12 protein-coding genes and 1 tRNA gene are annotated in these 15223 nt (G+C 42.2%); 8 read left to right on the top strand and 5 right to left on the bottom strand.

The annotated features are described in order from the left end of the window. Positions 1-139: 139 nt before the first annotated feature. Both RMO79_RS10630 and RMO79_RS10625 read right to left on the bottom strand, forming a co-directional pair. The gene (locus RMO79_RS10630) at positions 140-487 is read right to left on the bottom strand and encodes a DUF4258 domain-containing protein (RefSeq protein ID WP_310483122.1); all 348 of its coding nucleotides are present in this window, start codon (positions 485-487) and stop codon (positions 140-142) included. A 144-nt stretch (positions 488-631) separates the two neighbouring features. Further along, the gene (locus tag RMO79_RS10625) at positions 632-883 is read right to left on the bottom strand and encodes a hypothetical protein (protein ID WP_310483121.1); all 252 of its coding nucleotides are present in this window, start codon (positions 881-883) and stop codon (positions 632-634) included. 211 nt (positions 884-1094) lie between these two features. On the opposite strand from RMO79_RS10625, the gene RMO79_RS10620 reads away from it, so the two are divergent. The 6 genes from RMO79_RS10620 to RMO79_RS10595 all read left to right on the top strand — a co-directional run bounded on the left by RMO79_RS10620 (position 1095) and on the right by RMO79_RS10595 (position 9880). After that, positions 1095-1892, top strand: a complete 798-nt coding sequence (locus RMO79_RS10620; protein ID WP_310483120.1) for an FHA domain-containing protein — start codon at positions 1095-1097, stop codon at positions 1890-1892. Positions 1893-2039: 147 nt separating this feature from the next. Next, positions 2040-5183 carry a CHAT domain-containing protein gene (locus RMO79_RS10615; protein ID WP_310483119.1) on the top strand — a complete coding sequence of 1048 codons (3144 nt, stop codon included), beginning with the start codon at positions 2040-2042 and terminating at the stop codon, positions 5181-5183. A 102-nt stretch (positions 5184-5285) separates the two neighbouring features. After that, positions 5286-6197, top strand: coding sequence for a DUF928 domain-containing protein (locus RMO79_RS10610; protein ID WP_310483118.1), 912 nt, complete (start codon positions 5286-5288; stop codon positions 6195-6197). Between the two features lie 17 nt (positions 6198-6214). Continuing rightward, positions 6215-8353 carry a CHASE2 domain-containing serine/threonine-protein kinase gene (locus tag RMO79_RS10605; protein ID WP_310483117.1) on the top strand — a complete coding sequence of 713 codons (2139 nt, stop codon included), beginning with the start codon at positions 6215-6217 and terminating at the stop codon, positions 8351-8353. Between the two features lie 68 nt (positions 8354-8421). Continuing rightward, a complete protein-coding gene (locus RMO79_RS10600) occupies positions 8422-9663 on the top strand; it encodes a PQQ-dependent sugar dehydrogenase (protein WP_310483116.1) in 1242 nt (413 codons plus the stop codon). A 43-nt stretch (positions 9664-9706) separates the two neighbouring features. Continuing rightward, complete coding sequence (locus RMO79_RS10595; RefSeq protein ID WP_310483115.1) at positions 9707-9880, top strand: hypothetical protein; 174 nt, start codon at positions 9707-9709, stop codon at positions 9878-9880. A gap of 47 nt (positions 9881-9927) precedes the next feature. Here the strand turns inward: RMO79_RS10595 and RMO79_RS10590 are convergent. Further along, positions 9928-10000: transfer RNA gene (locus RMO79_RS10590), tRNA-Glu, on the bottom strand. 64 nt (positions 10001-10064) lie between these two features. Then, a complete protein-coding gene (locus RMO79_RS10585) occupies positions 10065-11849 on the bottom strand; it encodes a leucine-rich repeat domain-containing protein (RefSeq protein WP_310483114.1) in 1785 nt (594 codons plus the stop codon). A 106-nt stretch (positions 11850-11955) separates the two neighbouring features. Between RMO79_RS10585 and RMO79_RS10580 the strand changes: the two genes are divergently transcribed. Next, positions 11956-12165 carry a hypothetical protein gene (locus RMO79_RS10580; RefSeq protein ID WP_310483113.1) on the top strand — a complete coding sequence of 70 codons (210 nt, stop codon included), beginning with the start codon at positions 11956-11958 and terminating at the stop codon, positions 12163-12165. On the opposite strand, the gene egtB is transcribed toward RMO79_RS10580, so the two are convergent. After that, the gene (gene egtB, locus RMO79_RS10575) at positions 12162-13412 is read right to left on the bottom strand and encodes an ergothioneine biosynthesis protein EgtB (protein WP_310483112.1); all 1251 of its coding nucleotides are present in this window, start codon (positions 13410-13412) and stop codon (positions 12162-12164) included. The two genes, RMO79_RS10580 and egtB, sit on opposite strands and share 4 nt — an antisense overlap. A 192-nt stretch (positions 13413-13604) precedes the next feature. Between egtB and RMO79_RS10570 the strand changes: the two genes are divergently transcribed. Beyond that, positions 13605-14984 (top strand): hypothetical protein, encoded by a 1380-nt coding sequence (locus tag RMO79_RS10570; RefSeq protein WP_310483111.1) that lies wholly within the window; start codon positions 13605-13607, stop codon positions 14982-14984. The last annotated feature ends 239 nt before the right edge of the window (positions 14985-15223 follow it).

Here is a 15223-nt window from a genome sequence, read left to right as displayed (position 1 = left end):
GTCATGGCGAGAGTAGTACCTAAAAACAGCTTTTTAATTTTCATGACATAAGTGGTAGGTAATTTAGCAGAATTAGCGTTCATAGTTGTCAACTCCGTTAGGTTAAGTGAATGTAAATATCTAACTCAGAAGGAAGGAATCATCTTCTCAAATCGTATACCCAGTAGGCAGTAATGAGTTCGATCGTGTCGCCACATGTATAGTTATTAGCAATAATTCGCAGCCCGCGTAATTTATCGATAAATCTGGCGTAGGGAGTATGAATTAGACTGCGATCTAATAGCGTCCAAGTTTGGGCTTGGGAAAAGTATTGAAATTTGCCGTAAGCGATCGCGATGCGGATCGCGTCCCAATTTATCGCCCGTTGTTGAAGCCTTCTGCTAAAATGATTATGGTCTTTTGCTGAATGATAAATATCAACTTTGGGGAGGCTATCGATGATATCATCGCGACTAATTAATTGACTGAGTTGGGTTTTAAATTTCATGATTTAGTTACCTTTGTTGTCTCTACTTACTTATCGCGATCGATATTCGCGATCTTACAATTTTCGATCGAGTATCAGTTTAGGGTTAGGTGTCCGGCTGGGATATTTTGTTGCAAACATCCCAGCGGATATGAGAGCTAGCGATTAATGCCCCATTTGTTTGCCATGTTCCTTGTCATAAAAGGGATCGATTGCTGGGGTACTTGGCGTTGGAGAGGGTTCGGGTGCAGTCTGGCGATTGCGATCGATCTCATTTTGCCGTTCTATCATTTCCTGGCTCGTGTCAACTTGTTGTTCGGTTTTTTCGTCGCAACCAACCATTACGATTGAAACTAGGATGAGAGCTAATAACGGGATAACTGAGTTTATCGGGTTGTTCGAGTGTCGATTTTTCATTTGGTAACTCACCTTGTGTATGTTTTTTCTGCCTAATTAACGATTGCTATCGCTGGTTGTTGTGGTAAATTTCGCTCTTGTTAATACGATATGTTGTCCAACCGAACGAGTCCATTGCAAGTGGATTGAAAGTGGATTGAATTTATTTTCAATTTCGATCGCCGAAAAAAGGTAGTATTCTGATTGTGAACATCTGAGGATCGAAGCAAAAATGACCAACTCACCTTCCGCAAGCACTTCAAACTCCGATTACCCGTCTCTGAAGATTCTTTCTCCCGATCTGGAAGAATCTACAGTCTGTTTAAAATCTTTGATTCAGCAAGGTGACAATCGACAGCGGATTACGGTCGGTCGGAATGAAGATAACGATCTTGTTTTAGCCGATCGACATAAAATGGTTTCACGATGGCAGTTTACGCTCGAATACGGCAATGGACGATGGTGGATTGCCGATGAAGACAGTGCAAATGGTACGTTTGTCCGTAAATATAATAGCAATTCGCAAATAGATGTCCGTATGGAGGAAGCAGTACCCCTCCGTAATGGTGATGAGATCCTGGTAGTGGGGAAGTGGACGGAATCAGATATACCCGTATACTGGCATTTGTGTTTTTCTGACTTAGATGAGACGATTCCGGTTAAAAAGATGCAACTTCCTGCCGATCTTGAATACAATTTCGATCGACAACAACTGTTTCAAGTTACGCGCCAAGAACGAGATGAAGTAAAACTTCGCAATCAAGAGCGATCTTTAATTCATCACATGGCTCTGAAAAATCTTGAGAACAACAATCAACCCATCTTATGTACTTACGATGAACTAATTGAGGCAATTTGGGGAAAACCAGTTGATGAGAATGAGCCAAAGCATACCAATGATGAGATAAATCATATAGGTTGGAGTATTCGCCAGAAAATAGAACCCAATTCAAGTGAGCCGAGATTTTTTAAGACAGTTAAAAGCAAAGGCTGTCTTTTTCAAGTAAATATATTCAGATCTAAACCTTGACGAAGAACAGGGGTTTAAATACCCCACCGTTTAGGTGGATTGTGTTTAGGATGGAGATTTAGACCCCACACTAAACACCCAATCCTCAATCCTCAGTCCTCAATCCTCAATTAATTTAAAATATATTCTAAGATCGAAAAGTGAGTCATGGCAAAATTTATCAACAGAATATTCTCGATCTGCTTCAGCTTTTCAATGGTAAGTGTGCCGACAATAATACAAGCAGATGCTTATAGCCGATCGACATTAGCCGATCTCTCTACTTATTCGTTTCAGATTGGACAAACTAAAATAGCCCAAGCTAATAATCCTGAAGCAGATAAGTTATTGCAAGAAGCAATACAGACTATTACATCAAGAAAAAAGGATGACTATCAGCAAGCATTAAAAAAACTTCAAAGAGCATTGACTTTGTATCAAGCAGCAAAAAACGAAAAGAGTGAATATGGTGTATTATTGATGATGAGTGCCCTTTATACAGAATTAGGGGATACTCAACAAGCTGCAAAATATAGAAATCAGGCTTTTGAAAAAGCTCCTAAAAACAATACTCCCCAATTAGTTCCATCAGGAGAACAAGGTAATAGTTTAGAAGCTGATACTTTAGTAATGGAAGCAGGCCGTTTGCTTATGCAAACGGGACAAAGAGCAGATCGCCAACCACAAGCACTTGACAAGTTAGAAAAAGCATTAAAGTTATATCAAGCAGTTAAAAACAAAGAAAAAGAAAAATCACTTTTAGCCTACATAGCTGAGATTTACAGAAGTTCGGGGGACACCAAAAAAGCCGAAGAATATAAAAATCGATCGAATTCAATAACTATTAAATACGTCAGAGATACTTCTGGCGATAAAATGAAAGTGATTTCTCCAATATTGTTGAATGCCAGAACATCCATACAGATCGGTGAGTATGAGCGGGCATTAGATTATATTAATCGGATCGATTCTATATCTAATGGCGATAAAAAGATCGATAATATTACTTTTTCACACAAGTCACTAATTTATTACAATTTAGGAGCATATCAAGAAGCATTAACTTCTGCAAACAAATTGACATCTATTGATGAAGACGAAGAAAATTTATTTCTCATCGGTAAAATTCATTATGAACTAGGTGCATATGAAAAAGCTCTGAATTATTACGATCGATTTAGGGCTGTAAAAGAGCGAAAAAATAAAGCCCAAGGAATTGTTCCTTGTTCTATGCTTGATAGAGTTCAAAGTGGCAGTCAAACTGGAACTAGTGAAACACTGAGAGAATATTATCAAAATGAATGCGATAAAGTCACTAAGAGTGAGGATTTCTCTTTAATTCCCTTGGGAGATGTATATAGAAAATTGGGGAATAATCAACAAGCACTGATTTATTATAAGCAAGCATTGGTTCTTTCTGAATCTCAAAAACAAATTACAGAAAATAATTCAACTCTTGATGGAGCAAGATTGGTGCAACTTTTCATAGACAACAAATCTTCCACAATCAAAAAAGCTGAGGGCTTAAATGGGATTGGCAAAATTTATAAAGAATTGGGGGATAATAAGCAATCGTTTAACAACCTTAGTCAAGCTCTTGCTATTTATCGATCGGCAAATAATAAAATAGCACAACCCGATATATTATTCGATTTAGCATTTATTTATCGTTCTGAAAGTAAACTGGACAAAGCTCTAACTGAAATCGATTCGGCAATTAAAATTATCGAAGGTCTTCGCACTAAAATAATTAGTCCCGATCTTCGCATTTCATACTTTGCCTCAGTTCAAAAATATTATCGTCTCAAAATAGATTTGTTAATGCAACTGCATCAACAGAAACCTAATACAGGTTATGATACTCGTGCGATCGAAGCTTCTGAAAGTGCCCGCGCTCGTGGACTGCTCGATCTCCTTATTGAAGCCAAAGCTGATATCAAGCAAGGTGTAGATCCACAACTTTTAGCACAAGAACGTGCTATTCAAAGTAAACTTGACGCAGCCGAAAAACGTCGCATTAGTATTCTTAACAAACAAGGAACTCTTCCCCCTGAATTCGAGCAGGAATATAATCGCCTAAATCAACAGTACGAACAAAATAAAGACCAAATTCGCCTGAAAAGTCCCCGCTATGCGGCAATTACTCAACCTAAGCCACTCAAATTCGCTCAAATTCAGCAACTTTTGGATGACAAGACTATACTCTTAGAATACTCGCTAGGCGAAAACCAAAGTTATCTATGGTTAGTGACTAAAAATAGGATCGATAGCTATCAACTACCCAAATCAGCAGAAATTAAAAATATAGTCGATAAATATCTCCCCATTCTCACGAGCAAAAGCGGATACACCACAGCTAAAATTCAAATCGAAAAAATCGCACCCCAACTGAAAGCAATTTTACCTGATGCGGTAGCTAATAAATTGACGAATAAACGGTTAGTTATTGTTGCAGATGGAGCATTACAGTATCTCCCCTTTGGCTCGTTACCAACTGGTGCAGACAATCAACCCTTATTACTCACCAATGAAGTCATCAACTTACCATCTGCTTCCACATTAGGGATTCTGCGAGAACAAAATCTCCGCAGCCAAGCAGCTAAAACTGTCGCAGTTTTTGCCGATCCGGTATTTGCTAGTGACGATGCTCGGCTCACTAATAAACCAGCAAAAACAACCGAACTATCAACAGAAACACGATCGTTACAGAGTGCGGCTAGGGAAAACGGCATCAAATTTAGTCGTCTTACTAACACTAAAAAAGAAGCTGAAACCATTCTCCAGTTATCTGGAGATCGGGGTAAATTAAATCTTGATTTTGACGCTAATCTGGTTAATGCTACCAACTCAGACTTAGTTAACTATCGCATCGTTCACTTCGCCACGCATGGAATAATGGATGGTATCGACCCAAAACGATCGGGTGTAGTGCTATCGTTATTTAACAAGCAAGGTCGAGCAGACAATGGTTATCTGCGATTGCCAAATATTTTCAACCTCAAATTAGATGCGGATTTAGTCGTGCTGAGTGCCTGTCAGACAGGCATCGGTAAAGAAATCCAGGGTGAAGGCTTAGTCGGGCTAACTCGCGGCTTTATGTATGCAGGTACGCCCCGCGTCGTAGTCAGCCTGTGGAATGTCGATGATGAAGCTACCTCGATTTTAATGGGTAATTTCTATACAGGTATCCTCAAACAAGGACTCACCCCCGCAGCAGCGTTAAGACAAGCACAACAAACCATGATGCGCGATCCAAAATACCAATCTCCCTACTACTGGGCAGCTTTTACCCTACAGGGCGAGTGGCAGTGATAGATGTTCAATCTGTTTTCCGTCTAGCTCCTATTTACTTTACAATCTTTCAGTAGCTAGATTACGTTAATCTTCATAAATCAAATTTACGAGGGATCGATTATGCATCGCAGTACATGGAGTCGATATTTATCAATCTTCTTATTAATTGTCCCCCTGACGATCGATCCCACACATGCGATTGCCGCACCTAGATTAATTACTCAGTCAAATGCAGAATTTGACAATTATATGAAACTTGGCTACACAGCCACCATCAAACGAGATTATCGTAATGCTTTAGTCTATTTCAAAAAAGCTCAGGTTATTAAACCCAATAATATCTATACCGATCGAGCAATTAGTAATGTTACTAATTATATCGAGATTAGTAACAACCGCAACGGACAAAATGATGCTACTTGGATTAGTCGCGGCACAGGCGCACCAATTCAACGTATATCTGGAGGAACTAGAGGACAAAGCTGTACGAGTAATAAAGCTTGCTTAACGTCTCTATTACCCGATCGAATCGACGGACAATTAACAACATTAGCAGATTATCCAGAAATCTTATTTTATGCCAGCAAAACTACCGCCCCACAAATGGAGTTTATATTGACAGATGAAGTTGAGCGAGAGATTTATTCACTAAATCTAGCTACTCCGAAAACTGATTCGATGATTAGAATCGATCTATCGAAACTTAAATCTGCTAATGGTACGGTTTTACCTCCGCTAAAAGTTGGTAGAAAATATACATGGAGTTTTACCATCCTCAATGAAACAGTCGATCGATCTAACAACCCGATTCTAGAAGGCAGTATTTTACGCCAAGAAGTAGATCCCAACTTAGCTGAGATGTTAACAAAAGCATCGCCAATCGACCGGATCTCTATTTATGCGGTTAATAATATCTGGTATGATTTCGTCTCTTCATTGTACCAACAGAAACTCGCACAGCCGACCGACCGAGAAATAGCAAGAAACTGGGATAACTTGCTCAAAGATATTAAATTAACTGTTGAGAAATAAACAAAGGTGAATCCACCATGCAAATAGCAAAGTATCGACAGATGATTGTCAAGTCAACAATCGCCAATAAATCTTTAATGATAACGAGCCTCTTTGTCTCAGCTTTAGTATTTGGGATAAGGTCTTTGGGAGTTTTAACGGATTGGGAACTCAGCCTTTACGATCGATTCGTACAATGGCAACCACCCGAATCTCCAGATCCACGGATACTAATTGTTGGTATTGAAGAAAAGGATATAACTTCTCTTGGTAAAAACGATCTCTTTCTGAGTAAATTAATTAATAAATTAGATGAATATCAGCCTCAATCGATCGGTTTAGATATTTATAGAGACATTCCGCAAGAACCTGGAAATATCGAGCTAACATCCGATCTTCAAGCTAACAACAAGATAGTTACCATCTGTGGAAATTCTGAGCCAGTTGGCATTGCACCACCGCCTAATGTACCAGAGAACCGGATCGGGTTTGCCGATCTAGCGATCGATGGTCATCAAATCGTTCGTCGAAATTTACTTTCTTTAACCCCTAATACTGATTCTAAATGTCGTGTGGGTCGATCTTTTGGACTAGTACTTGCCTTTAATTATCTCAGCGGCAAAGGGATTAAAATACCCGATCGATCTAATAGTAATAACGATCTCCAGATCGAATCGACTACTTTCAAGTCGATCGAAAACAACTTTGGTGGTTATCAAAATCTTGGTAAAAATGCTAATGGATATCAGATATTACTCAAATATCGCTTTCCTAAAGTTGCCGAACAGGTGACAATGAGCCAAGTACTCAATGGTGAATTAACACCCGATCTGGTAAAAAATCGGATTGTATTAATTGGCTATACAGCCGAGAGTAGCAAGGACTTTTTCTACACGCCTTATAGTATCGGCACAGCCCCAGAAACTATGCCCGGGGTATTCGTTCATGCTCAGGCGATTAGCCAGATTTTAAGCACAGTTCTAGATGGTCGCTCTCAGATTTGGGTATGGAATTCAGTCGTAGAGTTTATCTGGATTTTAGGATGGACAACTACCGCAGCTTTATTGTTTAGATTCATCAGTCGCCCGCTCTTTTTAATTGCATCAGTGGGTAGTTTAACAATCTCTGTACTTGGTTTCTGTTATGCTATCTTTATATTTTCTGCTGGTTGGCTACCCTTATTGCCGACCTTGTTGTCGATCGCCACGATCGCGGTTATTTCTAGCTCTTACAAATTATATCTTTATCTTTTAATTAAAAATCCCAAAATAATCATCAAAGAACCTGAAATTGATAAATTACTGTTAAAAGGAAGATATAAAATTATAATTGGGGAAAATAAATTAAGTACTGAAGAAAATGAGCTTCAAGAAGGAATTGCTAAGGGAGGATTTGGCATCGTCTATAAAGCTCACGATTTGCACATGCCAGGAAAACCTTTGTGTGCAGTCAAGAAACTGCATTCGCATTTCGATCCTACATTGTTAAAATTAGCTGAGGAGTTGTTCCTTCGCGAAGCTGAAACTCTATCTAAGCTAGATCACCCGCAAATTCCCAGACTACTAGCTAAATTTTGTGAAGGTGGCGAATTTTATCTAATCGAGCAGTTTATCAAAGGAGAAACTTTAAGAGATGTTTTAAACTCACAAGGACAGCAATCGGAAGATGTCGTTACAAGCTGGCTTATCGATGTACTGACAATTCTTAAATATATTCACAATACTAATCAAGATATCGATAATGCAGGTGTTATTCATAGAGATATCAACCCTAGAAATTTGATGTTACGAAAATCAGACCGAAAGTTAATTCTCATTGATTTTGGGGCTGTTAAAATTCTCGAAGGTTTTAATGAGATCACTATCGCTCATCAATCTCAACCTCAACCTGGTACGATAATCACCTCAAGGGGTTATTCTCCATCCGAACAGTTTCACGGTAATGCTTATCCTAGTAGCGACATATATTCGCTGGGAATAGTTGCAATTGAAGCATTAACAGGGATACATCCCGAAAATTTTAAGTATGATGATAATGGTCAGATAGCATGGCGGAATGATGCTAAAGTTCGAGAAGATTTAGCAGCAATTATAGACAAAATGGTTCAACCATTACCGATCGATCGATATCAGTCTGCTCAAGAGGCGATCGACTCATTATCTCTTATAAAAAATTAAAAGCCGAGTGGGTTCTATAAATATCGGTCAGAATAGAGGTATCACATTGCAGTTGCGATCGAGGATCTATGCTCGGACGAGTCCCAGTGAAGTTTGTATTACCGTTAGCTAGTTTAGCCTGTGGATTATGGCTGGCGATCGGTGCCTGTGCGTCCGATCGACAGGCTTCTTCTGCAATAAATACTCCCCCACAAGTTGCCCCGGTTAGCAAGCTTCCCGAAGCAAAATTGGCCCGATCGCAGGCATTTACACCGACCGATCTTAAATCTTTCAAAGTCGAAACCGTCACCGAAGGATTAGAGGTGCCGTGGTCGATTGAATTTTTGCCAGATCGATCTATTTTAGTTACCGAACGTCCCGGTCGATTGCGAATCATTCGCGGTGGTAAACTCGATCCCAAACCCATTGCGGGATTGCCGACAATTGCCGTACGCGGCGAGGGGGGACTGATGGATTTGGCATTGCATCCTCAGTTTAGCCGCAATAAATGGCTGTATTTGGCATACACGATCGAAGGTGCAGGCGGCTTGCTCCAAACGCGCGTCTCGCGGTTTCGCTTGACCGATACAGGATTGACCGAAAAACTCGATATTTTTCCAGGCGTACCCGGAACGGCGGCGGGGAATCATTTTGGCTCGCGGCTGGCATTCGGACGAGACGGTAAACTTTATATTACCTTGGGCGAGCGCGGCGAATCCAAACGCGCGCAAGATCTCAAAGATCTCAACGGTAAAACCTTGCGGCTCAACGATAATGGCACCATTCCCCCAGATAACCCCTATGTCAAACGCACTGATGCTCGTCCCGAAATTTTTTCATACGGACATCGCAACGCGCAGGGAATCGCCATTCAACCCAAAACTGGAGCGATATTTCAGACCGAACACGGCCCTTCTGGATATGATGGTCGTCAGGGTGGCGATGAGGTAAATGTGGTGGAAGCAGGAAAAAACTACGGTTGGCCGAATATCAGCTACAATCGACAAGCTCCAGGTCAGTTACCGCCGCTGTTGCTTTATCAAGATGCGATCGCACCCGCTGGCGCGACCTTTTATACTGGGAAGAGTTTCCCTCAATGGCAGGGTAATTTCTTTTTTGCAAATTTACGCGGTCGAGCGTTAATTCGCGTCGCACTCGATGGCATTAAAGTTATCGGTCAGGAAAAGTTATTGCCGCAAAAATACGGACGGCTGCGGGATGTTAAAGAAGGGCCAGATGGATTTTTATACATCACTACTTCTGACAATGATGGCTATGGTGATGGTCGCACGGGCGGCGATCGGATTATCCGTTTAGTTCCTAATTCTTAATCTACTCTGTTTCTAGTGTCGAATTAGATATTGAGGGTAATTAGTGGATAGTACAGCAACCGCCAAGGCGATTCGGACAGCACAACGATTGAAATCGTCGCTAGTGCTGCAAAGTCCGCCGACGCGGACTAATATTTCAAGTGTCTTAACCGCCTTGGCGATTGCTATAAATATCACAACATCACAAACAACAACGACAGGATTTGCACCTATATGACTGGGTATACTCCACAGCGTTTTGACAATTAAACTACGTTGTTAGTGCGACAGTAGACAGACTCGAACTGTCAACGCCTCCGTGAAAGGGAGATTTTTTCACCAATTAAACTATACTGCCACAAATAGATTTTAGCACAAGACAACAACAAATCGATTCTAGCAAAGGATAGCGATCGAATGGCTTATGTTTGGACGCTAAATCTGTCGGGATGAATGCCATGATTTACCCAGATAATCGCCTCCTCTGCACTCGTTATGTTAGGAGGTACGCGTAAGACATGAATATGTCCGGTAGATGGACAAGTCATTTTAAGTAATACCATCGGTTCATGAATATTTTCGCGTCTACGCCAATTGTAAAATTGCGCCATGCCATCGATTTTAAATAAGGTATATTCTCGCCAAGCATCGAGCTGTATTGCATCCAATTCCTGCCAAATTCGTTCATAACCGATCTGTTGAATTAATCTCCGCCGTAGTTCTGCATTTGTTTCATCTAGCAACCATTCCGCCTTCCATTCACTAAACTTAATCCAATATCGACGACGTAAATTTACTCCAAGCAATTGCACTATTTGTAGCTTAGGTAGTTTGCAAAGCATCGAGAGATCGGAGATCTGATTTTTAATTAAATTTAAAGTGGTTAAGTTATGCAGCAAGCTCATGCTATCTGGCAGCTCGGATAATTGATTGTTACTTAAATCGAGAGTGACTAGATTAGTTAATTTACCGATACTCTGCGGTAGTTTTATAATTTTATTGTGGGACAAATCTAAATGCATCAATTTAGTAAATCGACCGAACATCAGTGGTAGACAATCTAGAGCATTACGATTAATATTTAACTTAATTAATTCGCTCAATTCTGTCAAACTTTCAGGGATGACTGCTAACGAATTCCCACCCAGCGATAAGTGTGTTAACTTCTTCATTTCGCCGATACCTTCTGGCAATGAAGATAGAAAATTACTGCTGAGATAAAGATGGGTAAGGTTAGTTAAATTGTCAATACTGACAGGCAAGTAAGTTAATCGATTTCGCTGTAAACTTAGATGAGTTAGATTCTTTAAATTGCCGATACTGGCTGGTAAAGAAGCTAATTTATTTTCGCGTAAATCTAGATAAGTTAATTGAGTTAATTTGCCGATGTCGAATGGAAGAGAAGTTAATTTATTTCTGGCTAAATGAAGATGACAGTCTGGGGCTTTACGTAGCTCCTCTCTTAAATGTACGAACATTTTTTGGTCAATTTTGCCAATTAAACTAAGTGATTCAGGAGGTTTAGTAATGTTTTTATCTTGCTTATCTTCTGTCGGCGAAAACAACTCGTCTAGGTTATTAGGTAGTAAAATTAACGAATTTTGACTGAGATGCTTAAAATACTCAAGTTTTATTTGATATTCGACGATCGCACCATTGACAAATTGTAAAGCTGAGGGAAAAGACTTGAGATCGATCCAATATTGGCGCGGTAATTTTATCCCCCAAAATTTGACTATTTTTAATTTAGGTAAACTTTTCAGCACTGATAGATCCATTAACGGATTACCAGTAATATCTAGAGAGGTTAAATTAGTCAGCTTGCTAATACTTTGGGGCAGCACTACCATTTGATTGCCATTTAATAGCAACCCCGTTAAATTAGTCAGCTCGGTAATACTTTCGGGGAATACCGTCAGTCGATTGAGGCTCAAACTCAGATAGGTTAAATTCTGAAGATTGGCAATGCTGTCTGGTAAATTGCGAAGCTGATTTTTGTAGAGGCGCAGTTCGCGTAATTTAGTCAGATTGCCGATCGATTCTGGTAGAATAGTGAGGCGATTCTCGACCAGACGCAGGCTGACTAAATCTGTCAGATTGCCAATCGTTTCTGGTAGATTAGCTAGTTGGTGTTGATAGAGATCGAGATGGGTCGATCGATCTTGGATGGCTCGATCGAGTATTAATAATAATTCGGCTGGTTTCATTATTTAGATCTCCGGCGATCGGTTTTTAAAAAGCTGATAAATATCGGTCAGAATAGAGGTATAACATTGCAGTTACGATCGAGGATCTATGCTCGGAGTCGTTCCAGTGAAATGCCTATTGCCTTTAGCTAGTTTAGCCTGTGGATTATCGATCGCGATCGGTGCCTGTGCGCCCCAACAACAGGCTGCTGCGGTTGTAGATACCCCCGCTCCGATCGTACAGATCGGGCAGCTTCCCGAAGCGAAATTGGCGCGATCTCAGGCATTTACACCGACCGATCTTAAACCTTGGATTACCGCCGCTCCCCGCTCCTAACATGCCAAGCGAATCCCACTAAATTGCCAACGAGCTGAGGGTGGAAAAAAGTTGCGATAAGTAGGGCGAATATGGTTGGCGGAAGTCACGCAAGCACCGCCGCGTAAAACCATTTGATTGCACATGAATTTACCATTATATTCCCCGATCGCACCGTCGGCAATTTGGAAACCAGGGTAAGGTAAATAAGCACTTTGCGTCCACTCCCACACGTCGCCAAAAAATTGATAATGGGAACTATTGACAGGGGTGGGATGTAAAAAATCGCTGTCTAAAAAGTTACCAATTCGGGGCATATTTACAGTGGCAATTTCCCATTCGGCTTCGGTAGGCAGTCTTTTACATCGCCAAGTTGCATAGGCATCGGCTTCGTAAAAACTTACATGACAAACTGGTGCGTACATGTCTAATTGAGTAAGTCCGCCTAGCGTCATTACCCACCATTCACCGTCGATTTTTTCCCAATACAGGGGCGCGTGCCATTGCTGAGTTTGTACGGTTGCCCAGCCTTCAGCCAGCCAATATTTAGAGTCTTGATAACCACCTGCTGTCATAAATTCTAGGTATTCATGATTTGTCACCAATCGATCGGCTAATTGATAATCTTGGAGATAAACTTGATGGCGGGGGGATTCGTTATCGAAGGCAAATTCGTTACCTTGATGACCGATGCTATACAGTCCGCCAGGATATTTTAACCACTCAATTTTACGCTCGATATGTGTGGGATGCGGTGATAAATCGTGGCGATAGATGGGGTGAAGGGGATTGCTGGCGAGGATATGCTTGATATCCATTAGTAGTAATTCTTGATGTTGTTGCTCGTGGTGGAGTCCTAAATCGATGAGTGTGGCGAGTGCGGGATCTTGGCTGGTAGCTAATAATTCGTCGATGGCTCGATCGACATATTCCCGATACTGATAAACTTCGGCTACTGTCGGACGTGAGAGCATTCCGCGTTGGTGGCGGGGATGGCGCGCGCCAACGGCTTCGTAGTAGGAGTTGAATAGGTAGCCAAATTGGGGATGAAAGACGGTATAGTCTGGTAAATGTGGCAATAACAAGAAGGTTTCAAAGAACCAGGTAGTGTGCGCCAGATGCCATTTCGGCGGACTCACATCGGGCATACTTTGGATCGGATAATCTTCTATGGCTAATGGCTGACAAATTTGTTCGCTAATTTGCCGCACTTGTTGGTATCGATTTTTGAGGAGAGTTTGAGGATGATTAGATGTAATAGACAACATGAATATTTTGACAATAGAAGTATCGATGATTGGTGGAGATCGGGCGATCGAATCTAGTAAAATACTGGATTTAGAATATATCGAATTCAGATAAAGATCGCGAACGATTGCTAATTTGGAACATAGTACTCGCGATCGACTGTCAAGACTTCTGCTAATCTCGGTGTAAGCTATCTACCTTCAACTTAACGTATGCCTAGATTTAATTTTCTTTCCGATCGTATTTTTACACTGTTGGTATTGTTCTTGGTACCGATTGTCGCCACAATTTCGATTAATTTGCGATCGGTCGCAGCTCCACCTGAAGCAATCGCTCAAAGAATTACCTCTCCAGGTTTGACGCAACCGATACCCAGTCCGTCACCAACAACGCCAGTCCCCATTCCGACTACTACACCAACACCAACACCGAGTGAATCGCCGTTACCGATTCCAGTTCCAGCACCCAAGAATCCACTCCCTGGCGGTACGACGACACCCCCCGTTTCTACTCCCATCCCTACACCGACAACGACTCCAGTACCGACTTCTTTGCCGCCCCAAACGCCGACAAATCATACCAATAGGGTACTATTACCAACGGAGCGCGATCGGATTGCGGCATATTTACGCAGTCGCAATATTAGTAGTAATGCGAGTGTTAATGGGTTGGGCGATACTCGGTTTATTTTACACGACACCTCGGTTGTCATGGCTCCCAGCACATTAGAGCGCGAACGTCAACTCGGTCGCGGGCCGTTAGGCTTGGGGGTGAATGCCTTTTTACCGCGCGCGAATACGGCGGTGTTGGCTCGTCCCAATTTTTACGAGCCGCGCCGCCCGACGACGACGGAGTTTGAGAAAGCTAGCGATGTATTAGTCAAACCAGTGCGAGAACGGCTGTTGAGACAGGCGTGGCGGGCGGCGACAGGCGATGCCCGCAGTCAGGCTCTCGACACCGCACTTGCCAATCTGGGCTTGAGTGCGGGTGAAATAGCCTCAGAAAAAAAAGAAGCCACAGGCAAATTAGCAGCAGCCAGCGGGCGCATTTATACCACCGCCACCTGGTCGGTAGAAGCGATTTGCAGCCGTTATAATAGCGGCGATAAGTCTGTAGTCAATCCAGGGCAAGAAGCCAGCCTGAGCAGTGCCTGTGCGCCGCTGACTAACTATTTTAACGTCCGCAATACGCGCGTAAAATCGAGCGTCGCTACTGAAATCGTCCAAGTCGGTGCCCGTTCCGATCGCGGCAATCAGAATACCTGTAGTGCTAGCAATCCAAATATCGCCACGCTCCCCAATCCCCCCTACTCGGACAATCAGTATAATTCTACCCTCGGTGTCTATCTGCGATCGGCTCTAGCTGGGGGTAAATTTCCCCAACTCACCACTCACTTTCTGCTCGATACCTTCGATCCGGAGGGACACTGCGATCCGCGCTGTTTCAATCTCAATAAGCTCTACGGTTCGATCGCCTCTACGATGGGACACGCTCAGGGCAGTAGTTATGGCATTACCCCCAGCTACGGCACGCGATCGGGCACCAATAATATCTGGTGGGATAATCGGATCTGTCACGGTTCGGCACCTTAGGGAGCGGGGAGCGAGGAGCGGGGAGCGGGGAGCGGGGGGACTGGGAGACTGGGAGACTGGGAGTTGGGGCTGCTTACTTAACCCAAGTTGCTACCTATTTCTTGCCTGCTGAAGTCGCGGCTAATGATGCGAAGTCCGCCTTCGCGGACTGAATTATTAGTCCGCGAAGGCGGACTTTGCATTCCGAGCGGCGGTTTCTAACCGCTGGGGTTATAGGTAGCAACTTAGGTTACTTATTA

The organism is Chamaesiphon sp. VAR_48_metabat_403 (assembly GCF_031422475.1).
Classification (GTDB): domain Bacteria; phylum Cyanobacteriota; class Cyanobacteriia; order Cyanobacteriales; family Chamaesiphonaceae; genus Chamaesiphon.
This window is presented reverse-complemented; position numbering and strand designations above follow the sequence as displayed.